Origin of the sequence: Aquiflexum lacus (genome assembly GCF_015476655.1) — a bacterium.
Lineage (GTDB): Bacteria > Bacteroidota > Bacteroidia > Cytophagales > Cyclobacteriaceae > Aquiflexum > Aquiflexum lacus.
On sequence record NZ_JABFHF010000038.1, the window covers coordinates 1 to 17,412 of the forward strand.

Annotated in this window: 17 protein-coding genes and 1 pseudogene; 16 read left to right on the forward strand and 2 right to left on the reverse strand. The window is 38.9% G+C overall.

Features of this window, described 5'->3' with window-relative positions; translation table 11 throughout:
* Positions 1-520: 520 nt before the first annotated feature.
* The 16 genes and pseudogenes from HMJ38_RS25580 (at position 521) to HMJ38_RS22860 (ending at position 15,103) form a co-directional block, all read left to right on the forward strand.
* Positions 521-1,063: a DUF4221 domain-containing protein gene (locus tag HMJ38_RS25580; protein ID WP_262892910.1), complete on the forward strand. Its 543-nt coding sequence runs from the start codon at positions 521-523 to the stop codon at positions 1,061-1,063.
* A 16-nt stretch (positions 1,064-1,079) separates the two neighbouring features.
* Positions 1,080-1,679, forward strand: coding sequence for a DUF4221 domain-containing protein (locus HMJ38_RS25585; protein ID WP_262892911.1), 600 nt, complete (start codon positions 1,080-1,082; stop codon positions 1,677-1,679).
* Between the two features lie 106 nt (positions 1,680-1,785).
* Complete coding sequence (locus HMJ38_RS22800; RefSeq protein ID WP_194976759.1) at positions 1,786-1,932, forward strand: hypothetical protein; 147 nt, start codon at positions 1,786-1,788, stop codon at positions 1,930-1,932.
* Positions 1,933-2,075: 143 nt separating this feature from the next.
* Complete coding sequence (locus HMJ38_RS22805; RefSeq protein WP_194976760.1) at positions 2,076-2,609, forward strand: hypothetical protein; 534 nt, start codon at positions 2,076-2,078, stop codon at positions 2,607-2,609.
* 152 nt (positions 2,610-2,761) lie between these two features.
* The gene (locus tag HMJ38_RS22810) at positions 2,762-3,928 is read left to right on the forward strand and encodes an ATP-binding protein (RefSeq protein ID WP_194976761.1); all 1,167 of its coding nucleotides are present in this window, start codon (positions 2,762-2,764) and stop codon (positions 3,926-3,928) included.
* A gap of 135 nt (positions 3,929-4,063) precedes the next feature.
* A complete protein-coding gene (locus HMJ38_RS22815) occupies positions 4,064-4,240 on the forward strand; it encodes a hypothetical protein (RefSeq protein ID WP_194976762.1) in 177 nt (58 codons plus the stop codon).
* 426 nt (positions 4,241-4,666) lie between these two features.
* Positions 4,667-5,068, forward strand: coding sequence for a cysteine peptidase family C39 domain-containing protein (locus HMJ38_RS25420; protein WP_228780223.1), 402 nt, complete (start codon positions 4,667-4,669; stop codon positions 5,066-5,068).
* Positions 5,069-6,178, forward strand: coding sequence for a vitamin K epoxide reductase family protein (locus HMJ38_RS22820; RefSeq protein ID WP_228780224.1), 1,110 nt, complete (start codon positions 5,069-5,071; stop codon positions 6,176-6,178).
* A gap of 124 nt (positions 6,179-6,302) precedes the next feature.
* On the forward strand, positions 6,303-6,494 hold the full coding sequence (locus tag HMJ38_RS22825) for a hypothetical protein (RefSeq protein WP_228780230.1): 192 nt from the start codon (positions 6,303-6,305) through the stop codon (positions 6,492-6,494).
* 115 nt (positions 6,495-6,609) lie between these two features.
* A complete protein-coding gene (locus HMJ38_RS22830; RefSeq protein WP_228780225.1) occupies positions 6,610-7,644 on the forward strand; it encodes a 6-bladed beta-propeller in 1,035 nt (344 codons plus the stop codon).
* Between the two features lie 72 nt (positions 7,645-7,716).
* Complete coding sequence (locus tag HMJ38_RS22835) at positions 7,717-9,915, forward strand: peptidase domain-containing ABC transporter (protein WP_194976765.1); 2,199 nt, start codon at positions 7,717-7,719, stop codon at positions 9,913-9,915.
* Positions 9,916-9,917: 2 nt separating this feature from the next.
* Positions 9,918-11,222 (forward strand): HlyD family secretion protein, encoded by a 1,305-nt coding sequence (locus HMJ38_RS22840; RefSeq protein ID WP_194976766.1) that lies wholly within the window; start codon positions 9,918-9,920, stop codon positions 11,220-11,222.
* Between the two features lie 91 nt (positions 11,223-11,313).
* Positions 11,314-12,942 (forward strand): DUF6734 family protein, encoded by a 1,629-nt coding sequence (locus tag HMJ38_RS22845; protein ID WP_194976767.1) that lies wholly within the window; start codon positions 11,314-11,316, stop codon positions 12,940-12,942.
* Between the two features lie 169 nt (positions 12,943-13,111).
* Positions 13,112-13,162: pseudogene (locus HMJ38_RS25425) on the forward strand (hypothetical protein); the annotation flags it as partial.
* Between the two features lie 13 nt (positions 13,163-13,175).
* A complete protein-coding gene (locus HMJ38_RS22855) occupies positions 13,176-13,322 on the forward strand; it encodes a hypothetical protein (RefSeq protein ID WP_194976788.1) in 147 nt (48 codons plus the stop codon).
* A 629-nt stretch (positions 13,323-13,951) separates the two neighbouring features.
* Positions 13,952-15,103: a DUF4221 family protein gene (locus tag HMJ38_RS22860; protein ID WP_194976768.1), complete on the forward strand. Its 1,152-nt coding sequence runs from the start codon at positions 13,952-13,954 to the stop codon at positions 15,101-15,103.
* A 185-nt stretch (positions 15,104-15,288) separates the two neighbouring features.
* Here the strand turns inward: HMJ38_RS22860 and HMJ38_RS22865 are convergent, their stop codons facing one another.
* Positions 15,289-16,563, reverse strand: coding sequence for a TRAP transporter large permease (locus tag HMJ38_RS22865; protein ID WP_194976769.1), 1,275 nt, complete (start codon positions 16,561-16,563; stop codon positions 15,289-15,291).
* Positions 16,560-17,018 (reverse strand): TRAP transporter small permease, encoded by a 459-nt coding sequence (locus HMJ38_RS22870; protein WP_228780226.1) that lies wholly within the window; start codon positions 17,016-17,018, stop codon positions 16,560-16,562. The genes HMJ38_RS22865 and HMJ38_RS22870 overlap by 4 nt, the downstream gene beginning before the upstream one ends.
* Between the last annotated feature and the right edge of the window lie 394 nt (positions 17,019-17,412).

Sequence of the window (17,412 nt, forward strand, 5' to 3'; positions counted from 1 at the left end):
AATGTTTTGGCAGAGACCAAGGTTGAAGGGTATAGGAAAATTCCCCGCTACCACTTCGTCAAAGAAGACAAAATCTGGATATTTGAAAATATGGAGGATGAAATGGGCTTTGTCCGTTTATCACTCCTGCCATGACTTTGAGTCAAGGCAAGGTTAGTAATGAACCTGAAATTGTACAGGATTTTGGGCAATAATGGTTATCCGAAGGTTGTACCTTCGGATTCCTGAGTTCTGAGCCTCTGGCTCACTTAACTAAAGTCGAAAATTCATACCCAGCATCCCGAAGGAGCATCCTTCGGACAACACAAAGGATTCATACCATGATTAGAAGTCATGGCTGAATAATTGACATCAAATTTTACGTTTTTTAATGCCAGTGACCAAAACTAACCTCAACAGAAAGGTTAGAAATACTATCTCACATTAAAATATTTAAATTTTAATGTCAATCCATTTGTTTGACATTGATTTTTTCCAAATTAAACTTATAGTGATTATATTGGTAATCAAATTGTTCTTTATGAAAAACTACATAATACTCCTCCTCTCAGTTCTTTTGTTCGCCTGTGGCGGAATTGAAACTGATACCAAAACGGACTTTTCAAACATCACCTTCACCATAGACACAGTGGTGGTAGATCCTGGTAATGAAATTATAAACCTGAAATATGGACTTTGGTCAAGTACAATGACTGCTGACAAAGATTTTCTTTACCTATGGAATATGGATGAATCCACTTTGGACAAAGTCAATATCAATGAACTCCGTTTGGAGGAAAAAATTAAGTATGAAAAAGAAGGTCCTGATGGGGTAGGTTCCTATGTTGCTTGGATGAATATGTTAGACAATGACCATATTCTGATGGCCAACTTTCAGGGTATGGGACTTTTTGATTTAAATGGCAAAAAGTTAAGAAGTTATAAATTGGATAAAGATAAATTTGAAGGGGATAGTTTGGAAGATGGGGAGAGTTTCAACCGAAAGTCTATCATTACTGACGAAGGAAATGTGATTTATGGATTGCTCGGGAACTGGACGAATGATAATCTTTCCCTTTGCTAAGGTAAATTTTGGGGATATGGAGATCAAAAAGTACCCGCTCCCTGGAATCGATGGGTTGATAGATTATTCAGTGACCCTCAAATCAGACCAAATGATGATGATTTCTACTACTGATAAATCACTTAATAGAATTGGGGATAAGATTATCTTTTCCAATTCCGCCTATGCACCTTTTTTTGTTTTAGATATGAAAAAGGACAGTGTTTATCAGGTAAATTATACCCCACAGCTCACAGCAGCAGCTAAAAAAGGCGGTTACCCCAAAGAAGTGGATTCAGAAAAGCGTTTTAAAGAAGTCATGGCAGAAATAAATTCTGAAATTAATTTTCAGGCACCGGTGTGGGATGAAATGACAAAAAGATTTTACAGATTCTCCTATGAGACCATCCCTGGTGAAATCACTGAAGAACCAAGTCCTGAGAGTCCCGAACAAAAACCGATTTCCAAGGTCTTTATAAGTATTTTTGACGAAGAATTTAATCTGATAGGAGAATCATTGGTTTCCCAATTGACGCAAATACCTAATTCTGTTTTTGTCAAAGATGGCAAGATTTGGCATTATGTGAACGTGGATGACGAACTGGGTTTTGTGAGGATGGACTTTGAATTAAATTAACTTTGTTCAAGCCATCAATATTCACTTTTTTACAAATTTCATTATTTAAAATTAAATTCCCTGGTGTCTCATTGATCATCAATTCTGTCTTTTATGAAAAAGCATTTTGGATGAAGATTTCAATCTTCTAGGTGAATCAGATTTAAGCCACTTGGGCAGTGTGCCTACTTTTGCCTTTGTCAAAGACGGCAAAATCTGGTATTATGTCAATGTGGACGATGAGCTTGGTTTTGTGAGGATGGCTTTTGATTGATTCCTAAGTGTGAATTGTGACAAAAAACCTGAAGAGGCTGTTGCTTTTTATTCAGCCTTCTTTTGGAATTCATGAATAGCTTTGAGCCTAGTCGGAAAATATTTTAAAGAAAATTTAATTAAATATGGGGACCTTCTCTCGATATGAATTTCAAAGATCTATTTGAGGTATGGCCAAATAGGTATTATAATCTTAGAAAAGTCGTGAGAAAAGACAGGCAAGCGAGTTTGTTGGGATATAATAAATTCATCAGTACGGATGGATACAATTCTTTTATTTATGCACCTGTGGCCACAAATGAGCGCTTTTTAAGAGATACCGTTTTTCAATTAGATAAAAATAGGATAATTCCTTATGCTAAATTACGTTTTGCAGAACCCCATTTAGATGAACGGGCAAATAAAAGATATAACATTGCCAACATTTTTTTGACTGCCAACTATTTGGGTTCCCACTATTATAAGGATGGAAATGATATTTATTTTTTCCTCTACAACAGAAAAACTTCAAAGGCCCATAATTTTAAAGGGGGACCACTTGATGATGAAGGTGATACTATAGTTCTTAATCTATTGGATGCCAGAAGTGATACCTTTTATTATGTCAAATCAATTGGGTTTACAAATTCTTCAAAGGAAGAGCAAAACCCTGAAATAGGGATAGTCAAATTGAAATAATCAAACTGATTCCAGTTGTCATTCCAATTCCTTTTTTATTTTACCATGAAAAACGTAACTCAAACTTTCATTTTTCATGTATAAAAACTTTTATTTCAAAATTTTTAAACCTATATTTACCATGAAAATCGTAACTCAAACTTTCATTTTTCATGGTGAAAAATCGCTACATATGGACTCTATTGCAGGAATATCTGGATTTATTTCCTGCTGTGGGGATAGTTGGGCCGAGACAGGTCGGTAAGACTACCTTGGTCCAAAATCTTACTTTAGAAAAAGAAAGAATATATCTAGATCTGGAAAAGTCCAGTGACCGGGCCAAACTTTCTGACCCCGAACTTTTTCTTAAAGCCCATGAGGAAAAAACCGTCATTCTGGACGAAATCCAAATGATGCCGGAATTGTTTGCTGAACTCAGGAGTCTGATTGACGAAAAAAGAGAACCGGGAAGATTTATCATTTTAGGTTCTGCTTCCCCGGAGTTAATCCGCAAATCTGCAGATTCCTTGGCGGGAAGAATCGGGTATTTGGAATTAACTCCATTTCATTTCGGAGAGTTGGAATATGATGACATGGACCGATTATGGATTCGAGGAGGTTTTCCGCTTTCATTCTTGGCAGCCTCAGAAAGGTCAAGTAGGTTGTGGCGGGAAAACTTTATCAAGACCTATATTGAAAGGGATCTTGGCCTTTTGGGTTTAAATACTGACCCTTATTTGGTGGAGCGGTTTTGGAGAATGTTGGCCCATGCCCAGGGCGGATTGCTTGTTTCGGAAAACTTTGCAAAAGCGCTTGGGATTTCCAGGCCAACAGTCAATAAATACCTGGAATTTTTGCACGGTTCATTTATGGTCAGACTGCTACAACCTTACTTTCCCAATGTGAAAAAGCGTCTTGTCGCTTCTCCAAAGGTTTATATCCGGGACTCCGGCATTTTGCACAGCCTTACGGGAATAGACAGTTATGAAGACCTCATTAACCAACTTTTGGTCGGTAATTCTTGGGAAGGATTTGTGATAGAACAGATTTGTAATGTGCTGGGAGATGAATACGAATATTATTTCTACCGTACGCATCAGGGTGCGGAATGTGACTTGTTATTGATCAGGTCCGGAAAAGTAAAATATGCCATCGAAATCAAAAACACCTTATCTCCAAAAATCAGCAAAGGCTTTAGGATCAGCATGGAAGACACTAAAGCAGAAAATGGAATTTTGCTGTCAAGGATACAGGATAACTATCCTTTGGATTCAAATATAAAAGCTATGGGCCTTGGGGAGTTTTTACTATCATTGGAAAGGTATTCTACATCTTCATAAAATTATGTTCCACAATATCCATAGCCCACACTTTTTTTTAACTCATGCCATGACATGACTTTTCGAACTAAATATCACATTAACTTTTGTAAATTAAGCCCTTAGTAATTATATTGATAATCAAATTATTCGTTTATGAAAAACCATTTAATAATCCTCCTTTCCGTTCTATTGTTTGCCTGTGGCGGGAATAAAACTGAAACCAAAACGGACTTTTCAAATATCACTTTCACCATGGATACAGTGGTGGTGGTGGATCCTGTTGAGGAATTCCTTGACCCTAGGAATAGGAAAAAGATAGGATCTCAATAAGATCCTAAGCACTGATAGAAAGTGTTTGTTCTTCGGATGGATGATGCAGTAATAAATAAATAGATAAGATTACTCCTGTCTTTAAAATTGCACTCAAAAATTTTTTAAAAAACTACAAAAAAAGTTCAAAATTCTGTAGATCTAAGTTTAACTTATAAATCAGTTTGATAAAGGGGGGGGTAAAAGATTATTTTAGAATATTGTATTGTTTTCTTATCTTTGAATAATACAATTATTTGATAAAAAATATACTGAAAGACAATTGGTTTTTGGAATTATAAAAACAAATTTTTAAGTTCAATTGTTCTTGTAATCTTTTACAACAGATTTATTTTAAGTAAGCTCGTTTTTTAACCAATGTTTTTATGGAGAATTCATATTTGATTTTGAAGAGAATCATACACTTGCTGGATATTCCTTTTACAAATGATTATCTCAAAGACATTTTTAGATTCCCATCCGGAGCCTGAGAGTTTACTTTCCATTTCGGATACATTGGCCAAATACAAGATCGAAAGTCTTGCCGTTCAGATTACAGAGGAGAAGCTTGATCAGATTCCACTGCCCTGCATCGTTCAGCTTCAAGGGGACAAGTATCCCTATTTCAGTTGTATATCCGGTATTACGACGGAATTTGTAGAGCACACGGATGTTGAAGGCAAGAATAAAATCCTTTCAAAAAATGAGTTTGTAAATAAGTGGACGGGGATTACCCTACTTCTGGAGAAATCAGAAAACGCCTTAGAACCGGGCTATAGTACTAGGAGGAAAGAAAACTTGATTTTTCGGTCTTTATTGATCCTTTTTGGTATTACTGGAATAGTTTGATTGACAGGAATTTTTTCCAGACTTTCAGGTGATTTGCCCCATTCGATTGGAGCGCTGTCACTTTTCGTCTTGAAATCAGCAGGGTTGATGATTTCATCCATTTTGCTATGGTCTGAGGTGGACAAAGACAATTCAGCCATCAAAGAGTTTTGTACCGGAGGGAAAAACATTGATTGTAATGCTGTTACCGATTCCTTTTCTTTGGGTGGAGGTATCAGTTTAAGCATTATAGCCTTTGCATATTTTTTATCAGGTACTCTTCTTTTACCAATGACTTCATTCTCAGGTACAGGGTTGCAATTTTTAGCCTATTTAAGCTTGGCAGCGATTGCCATCGTTCCTATTTCCATCTATTACCAGTGGGCAAAAATAAAAAAATGGTGTGTGCTATGTCTATTGGTTTCGGCAGTATTGGTACTGGAAATTCTGATCACGCAGTTGCTATTGATAAACCTTATGCCCATAGTCTTTCAGGAAGTAATCTTATTTTCACTGCTCTTTACAGGAACTGTTTTAGTTTGGATTAGTTTGAAGCCTTATTTGTTGGCGAAAAAAGACCTTCAAAAACAAAAAAGCAAACTTGTCAGGTTTATGTCGAACCGTGAAGTATTCGATTATTTGCTGTCCGGTTCCAGAAAACTATCCCATAGCCCGGAAGGATTAGGTATATTAATGAAAGGGCAATCCCCCAAATTCCAAGTGCTCAAAGTTTGCAATCCCTATTGTGGGCCATGTGCCAAGACACATCCGGTATTGGAGGAACTATATGAGACAGGGAATATTGACCTTCAGATCATATTCGTACCGGGAGGAGGGGATGAGCTTAAGCTGAAAACAGTCAGGCATATAATGGCCATAGCGGCAAAAGACAATCCTGAAGTAATCAAGAAGGCTCTAGACGATTGGTATCTAGCAGAAAAGAAGGATTATGCGGCATTTGCTGCAAAGTATCCTATGAACGGGGAACTGAAAGCACAGGAAGCCAACATTCAGTCCATGCTTTCCTGGAGCGAGGTGGAGAATATTACCCATACGCCCACCATTTTCATCAATGGGCATGAATTGCCCAAAGCTTATGCTGTGGAGGATTTAAAATATATTCTGGAATAGATACAGCCAATACAGGCAAAAAATATTCAGTCGCGATGAATGGTCACAGGCTTCGGGTGACCCAAATGTCCGGGGAATCTATCATTCAATAAATTCAAAAAAAATGAAAAAGTTAAGTTTAGAAATGCTGAGACTTACTTCCGATGAAGTATTGGGAAGAAGTCAGATGAAGAAGATTACTGGGGGGTATGATGGGTCTACGAATTGTAAATGGATATGCACCTGTGGTAATGATGATCCAATAACTGTATGGGATTGTAACTGGGATCCAACAGGGGTATGTCCAGTGGGAGGTGGTTGTGTTCCAGCGAATTAAAATATAATTGATATTGTTTGTATTACTTTGAAGGAGTACCTTTTTTGGTACTCCTTTATTTAAAACCAATGAACCTATGCTAAATAAAAAGAAAATCCAAATACATAAATTTTTTATGATTCTAACTTTTTTAATCTTGGGATGTAGCGAATACCAGAATACTGACTTGTTCTCAATAACCATTCCCAACAAAACCGACGATCCCCTTATTTTGTCTGAAATGGCAATTACAGATCTAAAGATACAATTAGAGACAAAAAATGGAGTTTTTCTTGGATATATTTATAACGTAAAATTACATCAGAACAGGTTATTAGTCACGGATTCTAGGATTTCAATTTTTGATCTAGAAGGGAATTTTATCCAATTCTTAGGTAAGCAAGGTGAGGGCCCGGGTGAATATAAAAGAGTTAATTCTATGGATATTGATGAAGTCACAGGACGTATTTATGTTTCAGGATACAATAAGCTTTTGATTTATGGACCGGACTTTGAGTTGATAGAGGAAAAAAAGTTAGAGTATCCCATTGGATATTTGAAAATTTTGGATGGTAGCCTATGGATAGTTTCAGAGGAGATAGGAAAGAAGTTAGGAGATGATATTACCAATGAGACCAATATTTACAAGCTGGATAATGCTTTCGAAATTTCAGATACAATTCCTTTTAGGACGATAGTATTAGATCAAATACGCATTGGGGGATATAATTACAGATTTTGGTTGTCGGATATTGAGGATGGTTTATTTATGTTTATGCCAGTCCTTACGCCTGAAAACATGATTCGGGATACTTTATATCAAATAAAAGATAAAATTTTGAAACCTGCTGTAAGATTCAATTTTGAGAGACCACAATCACTCGATGATCGGGAATACCAAACACTTTTGTTGTACAATATTATAAATAGTTCCTCTTATTATGTGTTGGAATATGCTCAGGATTGGAAATGGTTTATGTTTTTATATGATAAGAAAAATCAAACCGGATATAACCTCAGTGAGGGATTGATTGATGAGGAGGGTGATCCGGTGTTTTTAAGACCTTTAGATTTAAAGCAAGACCTGTTTTACTATATCAAAAAGAAAGAATTTGAAGATAAATCAATCGAAGAACAAAATCCAATTATAGGAATTGTGAAATTGAAATAAAATAGAAAATAATACTTTCCCTCTGAAATACATACATTTGAAGTTTTTGAATTATTAAATCCCTTTTTTCAGTTGAAATCTTTCCCTTTCTACAAACAACCCGACTCCAAAGACTGTGGCCCAACCTGCCTACGGATAATTGCCAAGCACTATGGCAAGCTGATATCTTTAAAGGAAATCCGGGAAATCTCGGAAACGACTAGGGAAGGTAGCAGCTTGCTGAAGTTAAGTGATGCTGCAGAGGCCATAGGGTTTAAGACCATAGGGGCCAAGCTGAATTATGAAAAACTCAGGGATTCGCCTTTGCCACTGATTGTCCACTGGGACAAGCAGCACTTTGTGATTGTATATCGGATTAGAAAAGACATAGTCTATATTTCAGATCCTGCCTATGGTTTGATCCGGTATTCAAAAGAAGAATTTATCTCCAGGTGGATCGGCAACAATGCCGATGAAAATACCAAAGAAGGAATCACCCTCTTGCTCGAACCTACGCCTGCCTTCAGGAAAATGAAATGGGAAGACAAAGAGAGACGTTCTTTAAGCTTCCTGTTCAAATATCTGTTCAACTACAAAAACCTGATCGTCCAGCTTTGTATCGGGCTTTTGGTGGGGAGTCTGTTGCAGTTGATTTTCCCTTTTCTTACACAGAGTATTGTGGATGTGGGGATCCAGAATCAGGACATCGGTTTTATTTATCTGGTCTTAATTGCCCAGATCATGCTGTTTTTGGGAAGAATGAGTGTGGAAGTGCTCCGCAGTTGGATATTGCTTCACCTGACTACCCGGATCAATATTTCCTTGGTATCTGACTTTTTTATCAAACTGATGAACCTGCCCATTTCCTATTTCGATACCCGGATGACTGGGGATATCATGCAGCGCATCGGTGACCACCGCAGGATAGAAAACTTGCTTACCGGCACCACGCTCAGTACCCTCTTTTCTTTTTTCAATCTGATCGTTTTTGGTGCTGTGCTGATTTATTACAGCCTTACGATTTTCCTTATTTTTCTTGGAGGAAGTGTGCTTTACATTGTCTGGGTGTTGTTTTTTATGAAGCGGCGCAGGGAACTGGACTACAAGCGCTTTGCCCAGATGAGCCAGGAACAGAGTACGGTGATCGAGCTGATCAACGGCATGCAGGAAATAAAAATGCACAATGCCGAAAAACAAAAGCGATGGAGCTGGGAATTTGTACAGGCCCGACTTTTCCACGTTTCCATTCAGTCACTATCCCTGGAACAGGCACAGCAAGTAGGCTCTTCCGTCATCAATGAGCTCAAAAATATCTTCATCACCTTTACTTCCGCTGTGCTGGTCATTGAAGGCAACCTCACCCTTGGAATGATGCTTGCCCTCCAATACATCATCGGGCAGCTCAACGGCCCGATTTCCGAATTGGTTGGTTTTGTCAGGTCTTACCAGGATGCGGCCATCAGTCTGGAACGGCTCAATGAAATCCATGACAAGGAAGATGAGGAAAGTGCCGAAAAGCAATTTGTCAGAACACTACAGGCCGGCGGCGAATTGGTGGCTAAAGACCTTTCCTTCCGGTATGTAGGAGCAGAAGACCCTGTATTGACCGGAATAAATTTAAGCATTCAGCCCCAAAAAGTCACCGCAGTAGTGGGTGCCAGTGGAAGTGGCAAGACCACATTGATGAAATTGTTGTTGAAGTTTTACGACCCCACAGCAGGGGAAATCCTATATGGGAAGCATCATCTCAAAACAATCAGTGCCAAAAGTTGGCGGGACCAATGCGGCGTGGTGATGCAGGAAGGCTATGTGTTCAATGATACCATTGCTGCCAATATTGCCGTAGGACAGGATCATATTGATCAGGAACGGTTGATAGAAGCGTCCCGCATCGCCAATATCCTCAATTTTATCCAGTCCCTTCCTGTGGGCTTCAATACCAAAATAGGCAATGAGGGCATCGGCATGAGCACGGGACAAAAGCAACGGTTGTTTATTGCCAGAGCAGTCTATAAAAATCCTGATATTTTGTTTTTTGATGAAGCAACCTCGGCCCTTGATGCCAGGAATGAACGGGAAGTCATGGAGAATCTCCATCGGTTTATGGAGGGGAAAACTGTATTTATCATTGCCCATAGGCTGAGTACCGTCAGAAATGCCGACCAAATTGTCGTCATTGATCAGGGAAAGATCGTGGAGCAGGGTACCCATGTGGAATTGCTTTATTCCAAAGGTGTCTATTTTGATCTGGTAAAAAACCAACTCGAACTTGAAAAGATAAACGGAAGCTGAACATGCCATCAGAGCCTATACATAGCGGCAACCTTCACCTTCGTTCCGAAGAAGTACAGGAGATCATATCCAGACCACCGGCTTGGCTGATACGATGGGGTATTACCCTGGTGTTTATCCTTATCTCACTGGTTCTTGGATTATCCTTTCTGATCAGGTATCCTGACTTTGTGGAGGCAAAGGTATTGGTGACCACCACAGATCCTACAGAGCGGATAGCCGCCCTAATTTCAGGACAGATAGAGACATTGTTTGTAAAAAATGGGGAGAAGGTCGGCATTGGACAGCCTTTGGCAGGAATTAAGAGTACGGCAAAACTCGAGGATGTTCTTTTTCTAAAAGCCACCTTGGAAAACGAGGCCTTTGCCAAGGAATATGGTTATTCTTTTCCTATTGAATCACTGTCTGATCTGGTTCTCGGAGAAATTGGTCTTCCATTTTTGGAATTCGAAAGGAGTTACATGGAGTATAGGCTGTTGAGTGAATTACAGCCCTATGAGGGACAATTGGAAGGAAACAGGATCTCTATCGAAGAAATTAAAAAAAGGATACAAAGCCAGACTGCGCAAAAAGACTTGCTGGACCGTAGGCTAAACCTGGCCAAAATTGATTATGAGAGGAATAAAGGCTTACACTTGGATGGCATTATCGCAGACAAGGATTTTGAGTCCAGGGAGATGGAATACCTTCAGATGGAAGAACAGGTCAATCAAATGGCCATATCCATTTCACAATTACATGAAGCGCTTAGCACTGCCAATCAGACCGTTCGGAATACCGGCATCAATAAGGAAGAACAGGAAGCCCGCGCACTTAAAAACCTGATACAATCCTACCAGAGTTTAAAGCGCAGCTTGAGGGATTGGGAATATACCTATTTGATAAAATCATCTATCAGTGGGGTGGTCAGTTTCCAGAAAATCTGGGGCGCCAACCAACAGGTCAACTCCGGTGAGTTGGTCTTCACCGTACTGCCGGAAAACACATCGGAACTATTGGGTGCAATGAAAATATCCCCCCAGAATGCAGGAAAAGTCAGTGTGGATCAAAAGGTGTTGATCAAATTGGATAATTATCCCTTTCAGGAATATGGCGCTTTGATCGGTAAAATTACCAACATCTCAGTTTCACCAGACGACGAGTTCAATTATTTGGTATATGCCTCATTACCCAATGGGACGACAACTTCTTTCAATAGGGAAATTCGTTTTAATCAGGAACTGTTGGGAAATGCGGAAATCATCACCGAGGAGTTGAGTGTTGCCGAGAGGCTGTTTTTCAAGTTCAGGTCATTAATGGTTTACTGATATGAAATCGAGCATGACGCAAGCGACAAATGTAGAGATAATTACTATCATGCGAGATTCCATCTGACCGCTTAAAATAAATAATATACAGATGAAATATGTTCACACATTTTGGATAGATGAAGGCAAAGACCCGTTGGAAGCATCCTTTGGATGGTGCAGTGCCAGATACCATTTGATGAGTTGGGCGCTCAGCAGTTTACAGCTCCATAAATTTTATGACAATGTGGAACTTGTCACCGATAGAAAAGGGAAGGAGTTGTTGATTGACCAAATGAAATTGCCTTACAAAAAAGTAAGAATTGAACTGGATGATCTGGACTTGGTTGAAATCCCCGGTTTATGGGTAATGAAAAAAATATATTCCTATACACTTCATAAAGATCCTTTCCTGAATGTTGACGGGGATGTGTTTATTTTTGAGCCTTTTCCTGATGATCTCCTTTCCGGTCAGTTGATTGCCCAAAACATAGAGCAGGATTTTGATTATTACAAGGAATTGATAGGGTTGGTTAGTAATACTTTTCCATATGTGCCTAAACCTATAAAAAAACAGATCACCGAGGGTTTGGAGATCCAAGCCAGTAATGCCGGGATTTTAGGAGGGAATGACTATGGGTTTTTTAAGGATTATTATCAGGTCGTAGAAAAGTTTGTTTCAGAGAACCATGAACAAATAAGTGGATTGAGTCCTGCACAAATGGTGAACTTTAATGCAGTGGTAGAACAATACATTTTTCATTGTTTAAGCAATCATAAGGGAATAGCCGTGAATTATCTTTTGGATACAGTTTATGACCCTTCTTTTTTTGAATCATTTGCCAATTTCCATCATTTGCCCTACAAAATCCTGTTTATGCACGCTTTGGGGGATTACAAGAAAAACGGTTGGGTTTGTGACCAATTGGCCAATAGGCTGAGGCTGGATTATCCTGAGTATTATTACCGTATTATTGATCTTTTTGAATCTCAAGCGGTAGATGAAAAGGTACATAGAGTTCATGAGGGGGGCTATAATCCACAACAACATGAATCAAGCTTTTCGATAAAATACAGTAGCAAATCTGAGGATGAAAAATTCTACCGGACAAGGCAAGTGGCTTCCTTGATTCTTAATCCTGAAAACCTCTCAATGAATGTGAGTGAGGTCTCCATATTACAAGCAATGGAGCTTATGGAAAATGAACCGGACAGCAGATCAACGGCAATTTTGAAAGATGTTTTTGATTTTGAAAAAGAAAAGATCAGACTGGTCCAATCCATGCCACATGACGGCCTTATTTGCGAGAATGAACAAAATGCCATTGACAATGCGGACATGGCTTTTTCAGATGATCTATGGAGAGAAAAGGTGATGTTAAAATTATCCCCAATCGCAATGGCTTTAGAGACTGAATGGGACTGGTCTCAAAATCATATGTTGTTTACCCGGATAAAGTACAATAACATCGAAAACAACCTGACTCTTGAACCTTATTATTACCAGACCTTATTGTTGCCCGATAAGCACCATGAAGAGGTCATAGAATATTTACTGAACCCCATGGAGACCTACCTCATATCACTGCTCTCCAAGGAAGGGTTTATTTCATTTACTGAAGTCACAGCACAAGTGAATATATTCTTCGAAAATGTAAATGAGGAAAAGGTTCTGACTTATTTGGAAGAAGCCATCAGGTTTCTGGCATATAGTGGGGTGATTTTATTAAAGATGGATTAGTAACAAATCCCTATGTCTTAAAAGATTATGATAAATGTACAAAAAATGACTTTATCAACAAGAAAAATATTCAGTCGCGATGAATGGTCACAAACTTCGGGTGACCCAAATGTCCGGAGAATTTAACATTTAATAAAATTCAAAAATCATGAAAAAGTTAAGTTTAGAAATGCTGAGACTTACATCAGACGAGGTGCTTGAGAAAAGTCAAATGAAGAAAATTACTGGGGGGTATGGGAGTGTTTGGTATTGCTATTGTACTCATAGTTCAGGGAATTATGGACATTATGCTGCATTGTACCCTAGCGGTGAAGCAGCTTTATGGGATATGGCAAATAGGTGTCAGGGGAATGGTGCTTGCCATTTACAATAACACCTAAATTGATTTTTAAATTAAATTGGCCATGCCTTTTCAAGGTATGGCCAATATTTAAATTTATGTCATACTTTCCCTTTTTTACTATTTTTATTTCCACCTCTAATTAAAGTTTCAGAGAAGGAATTGAAGAAATCTAGTAAGAAATATGTCTTAGACAAACTACTATCTGATGTAGAATAAAATAAACCAATCTCCAAAGTTTTACTGAATGTGCTAGATGAAAATTTCAAATTGCTTGGTGAAACTGCAGTCCCTCAGTTGCAGTAGCCTCCTTGTTACATGTTTGTCAAGGACTGCAAATTCTGGTACTATGTCAATATGGATGATGAAATTGGTTTTGTATAGATGGCTTTTGATTGATGATTACACCGGAATCTTTGAAGGAGGCGATTTTGAGACAGTAGTGGTTATTCGAAGCCTGTGGCTTCGGATTCCTGAGTTCTGAGCCTTTGGCTAAAATAAACTGGAGTTAAAAACTCCAAACCCAGCAGTCCGAAGGTACAACCTTAGGACAACCCGTAGTATTCATGCCATGACCCAAAGTCAAGGCATAAATTAACTAAATATAACTTTAATTTTTTTCCAAATTAAACTCATAGTGATTACATTAGTCATCAAATTATTGTCTTTATGAAAAACCATTTAATAATCCTCCTTTCAGTTCTTTGGTTTGCCTGTGGTGGGAATGAAACTGAAACCAAAACGGACTTTTCAAACATTACTTTCACAATGGATACCGTGGTTGTCGATCCGGGAAATGAAATCATCAATCTTAAAAACGGTTTATGGCAATCTGCTTTTACGGATGACAAAAAGTTCCTTTTCCTATGGAGCCAAGACGAGGGTACTTTGGATAGGATCAATCTTGACCAACTTAAATTGGAAGACAAAATCAAATTTGAAAAAGAGGGTCCAGATGGGGTGGGTTCCTATGTATCGTGGCTTTACATGGTGGACAACGATCAGGTTTTATTAGCCAATTTTCAGGATATTGGTCTTTTCGATATATCCGGCAAGAAGCTCAAAAATTACAATTTGGCAAAAACGAATTTTGAAAGTGAAGGTCTAAAAGAGGGCGAGAACTTCAATCGAAAATCTATTCTGACTAAAGATGGAAATATCATGTACGGAATGTTAGGCAATTGGATAGATGAATCGTGGTCACTTGCAAAAGTGAATTTTAAAGATCGGACTTTAAAAAGAATAGAATTATCTGGAATAGATGAACTACCTGATTATTCGATCACCTTAAAAATGGGAGAAATGACTGTCATAGTACCCTCAGATAAAACCATACAAAAGATAGAAAATAGAATTATCCTTTCCAATTCAGCCTACAACACCCTGCATATAATTGAAATGGATACAGACAGTTTATATCAAATCAATTACACTCCCAAGCTAACTGCCTCAGCCAAAAAAGGTGGCTACCCGAAAGAGGTAGATTCGGAAAAACGTTTAAGGGAACTCATGAATGAAATCCATTCAGAAATTAACTTTATGGCACCAATTTGGGATCCTATCACCAAAAGATTCTATCGGTTTTCTTACGAAACCACTCCAAATGAACCTACTGACAAATCACTTTTTGAGGAAGAAGAAATAAAACCTGTCTCCAAAGTTTATTTGACTTTGCTGGATGAAAATTTTAAGTTACTGGGTGAATCAGTTGTTGCCCAGTTACAGCAGCCACCAAGTTCCACTTTTGTCAAAGACGGCAAAATCTGGTATTACGTGAATGTTGATGATGAACTTGGTTTTGTGAGGATGAGCTTTAATTGATGATTTTTGGGATAAGATTTGACTAAACTTTGCGTCTTTGTGACTTAGTGGCATTTTGGAACGATTTTGGAACGATTTTGGCCACAAAGACACTAAGTCACAAAGGAGCTGATAGAAAAACAGATTAAAATTCCTGGTATTTATCCATGAAAAACGCTACTCAAACTTTCATTTTTCATGGTAAATCAATCATAAAACAACCCCGGCAAGAATAGCGATATCTCCGGCACATAGGTCACCAACAGCAACACAAACAGACTGACCAACAAAAATGGCAATCCTGCCCTACTGATTTTTTCCAGGGAGATTTTGCCGATGCTTGAGGCCACAAACAGGCAAACACCAACAGGCGGGGTAGTAAGCCCAATCACCAGGTTCACCACCATAATCATGGCAAACTGAATCGGATCGACGCCCACATGAAGTGCCACTCCCAATAAAACCGGAAATAAGATCAAAAGCGCGGCGATGGTTTCCATAAATGCGCCTACAAAAAGAAGCAGAATATTGATCATCAGTAAGATCATAAACTTATTTTGGGTGAGGTTCAACAAACTTTCTGCAATGAGTTGTGGGATTTCCTCCACGGTCATGATCCAGGCAAAGAGATTGGCAAAGCCTACCAACACCATCAGTGAAGCCGTCATCTTTGCTGATTCCAATATGATTTTTGGCAACATGCCTACTTTCAGTTCCCGATATACCAACAATCCGATTACAATCGCATAGATGACTGCCACTATCGAAGCTTCGGTCGGGGTAAATACACCGCCTATGATCCCAAACAAAATCAGCAGAGTCATCATAATGGCCCAAAAAGCCTGATAAAAACTTTTAGCCATGGTCAGAAAGGGAACCCGTTTATTCTTGGGATATTTCCTTTTGACAGAAATAATATAGGTAACCAACATCAATCCCATTCCCAATAATAGACCGGGTATTATTCCTGCTATAAATAGCTTCCCAACAGACAATCCTGTCAAAGTTGCCGCGATGATCATGGGCAAACTGGGCGGTATAATCGGGCCAATCGTGGAGGAAGTGGCCGTGACAGCACAGGAAAAATCAGTGTCATAACCTTCTTTTTCCATTGCAGGAATCATCACCGAACCAATACTAGCCGTATCGGCTATGGCTGTTCCGGAAATACCACCAAACAACATGGAAGCCCCAACATTTGCCAAACCCAATCCACCCCGGATATGCCCCAGGATGGCATTACAAAATGCGATGATCCTTCCTGTAATGCCACTGGCATTCATCAGGTTTCCGGCAAGAATGAATCCTGGGATGGAAAGAAGGACAAAAACATCAATCCCTGCATACATTTTCTGGGGAATGACAATCAGTGGCAGATCCGAAAAGAGGATATAAACAAAAGCAGACAATCCCAAGGAAAAAGCGATCGGTATGCCCAAAAGCAACAACAACAGAAATACAATAAAAAGAATCAGGATCATAGTGATTTTTTAAGGTTTAAAAATATCTCAAAGGCAGCATAAAGCATCACCAAAAATCCCATACAGGTCATGGAAAAATAGATGAAACCCATATTGATTTTTAAAGAGGCCGAATTCTGAAGGGTGACTATTTTGACCAAAGGAAGGCTATAGATAAACATGGTTCCCATCAACAGAATGATGGCGGATAAAATCAGGTTGTCCATCAATATCTTACCCTTGGGAGAAAAACGGTCCAGCAGACTGCTGACATTGACATATGCCCGGTCTTTGATTGCCAGCCCTGCACCAAGACTGACCATATAGATAAAACAAAACCTCGCCATCTCCTCCGTCCAATGCGGAGACCAGGGCAATGCATACCTCGCCACCACCTGTATGACCACCGTCACGATCATCAGGATAAAGCTGATAACGACTGCCCATTCGAGGGTTCTATCTAAGGTTTGTTTCAATTGGGGAGTTTTTAGAATTTAGATTTCGGTTTTATAGGAATTAGGGTGAGGTGAAAACCTGATGGGTTTTTGGAGGGGGCTGAGATGTTTTTATTCCTCTTTGGTCCATTGAGCTACTTCATTTATTCGCTTAAGATCGTTCGTGCCATACCTACGGCAGGAAATCCTACGGCATTGAGATATGATTTTCATTGTCAATTCGGTTTTCAAGAAAAAGGGCATGTTGCAGTTTTCGGGTTTGTAGACTTCTCCTGCCGTCGAAGTGACAAGGATAGGCCTTCTTAATTTTAGAATGTAGTTCCTAATGCCCCTCTAATTTCTAAACTCCAATCTTGAATTTTATCTCTTCCCTAATCTACCCTGTCTTGATTCCCCGATACTCGGGGCAGGCTTT

Coding starts and splice junctions, on each gene's coding strand:
- HMJ38_RS25580 (WP_262892910.1), top strand. CDS start 521: ATGAAAAACTACATAATACTCCTCCTCTCAGTTCTTTTGTTCGCCTGT.
- HMJ38_RS25585 (WP_262892911.1), top strand. CDS start 1,080: ATGGAGATCAAAAAGTACCCGCTCCCTGGAATCGATGGGTTGATAGAT.
- HMJ38_RS22805 (WP_194976760.1), top strand. CDS start 2,076: ATGAATTTCAAAGATCTATTTGAGGTATGGCCAAATAGGTATTATAAT.
- HMJ38_RS22810 (WP_194976761.1), top strand. CDS start 2,762: ATGGTGAAAAATCGCTACATATGGACTCTATTGCAGGAATATCTGGAT.
- HMJ38_RS22815 (WP_194976762.1), top strand. CDS start 4,064: ATGAAAAACCATTTAATAATCCTCCTTTCCGTTCTATTGTTTGCCTGT.
- HMJ38_RS25420 (WP_228780223.1), top strand. CDS start 4,667: ATGATTATCTCAAAGACATTTTTAGATTCCCATCCGGAGCCTGAGAGT.
- HMJ38_RS22825 (WP_228780230.1), top strand. CDS start 6,303: ATGCTGAGACTTACTTCCGATGAAGTATTGGGAAGAAGTCAGATGAAG.
- HMJ38_RS22830 (WP_228780225.1), top strand. CDS start 6,610: ATGATTCTAACTTTTTTAATCTTGGGATGTAGCGAATACCAGAATACT.
- HMJ38_RS22840 (WP_194976766.1), top strand. CDS start 9,918: ATGCCATCAGAGCCTATACATAGCGGCAACCTTCACCTTCGTTCCGAA.
- HMJ38_RS22845 (WP_194976767.1), top strand. CDS start 11,314: ATGAAATATGTTCACACATTTTGGATAGATGAAGGCAAAGACCCGTTG.
- HMJ38_RS22855 (WP_194976788.1), top strand. CDS start 13,176: ATGGGAGTGTTTGGTATTGCTATTGTACTCATAGTTCAGGGAATTATG.
- HMJ38_RS22860 (WP_194976768.1), top strand. CDS start 13,952: ATGAAAAACCATTTAATAATCCTCCTTTCAGTTCTTTGGTTTGCCTGT.
- HMJ38_RS22865 (WP_194976769.1), bottom strand. CDS start 16,563: ATGATCCTGATTCTTTTTATTGTATTTCTGTTGTTGTTGCTTTTGGGC.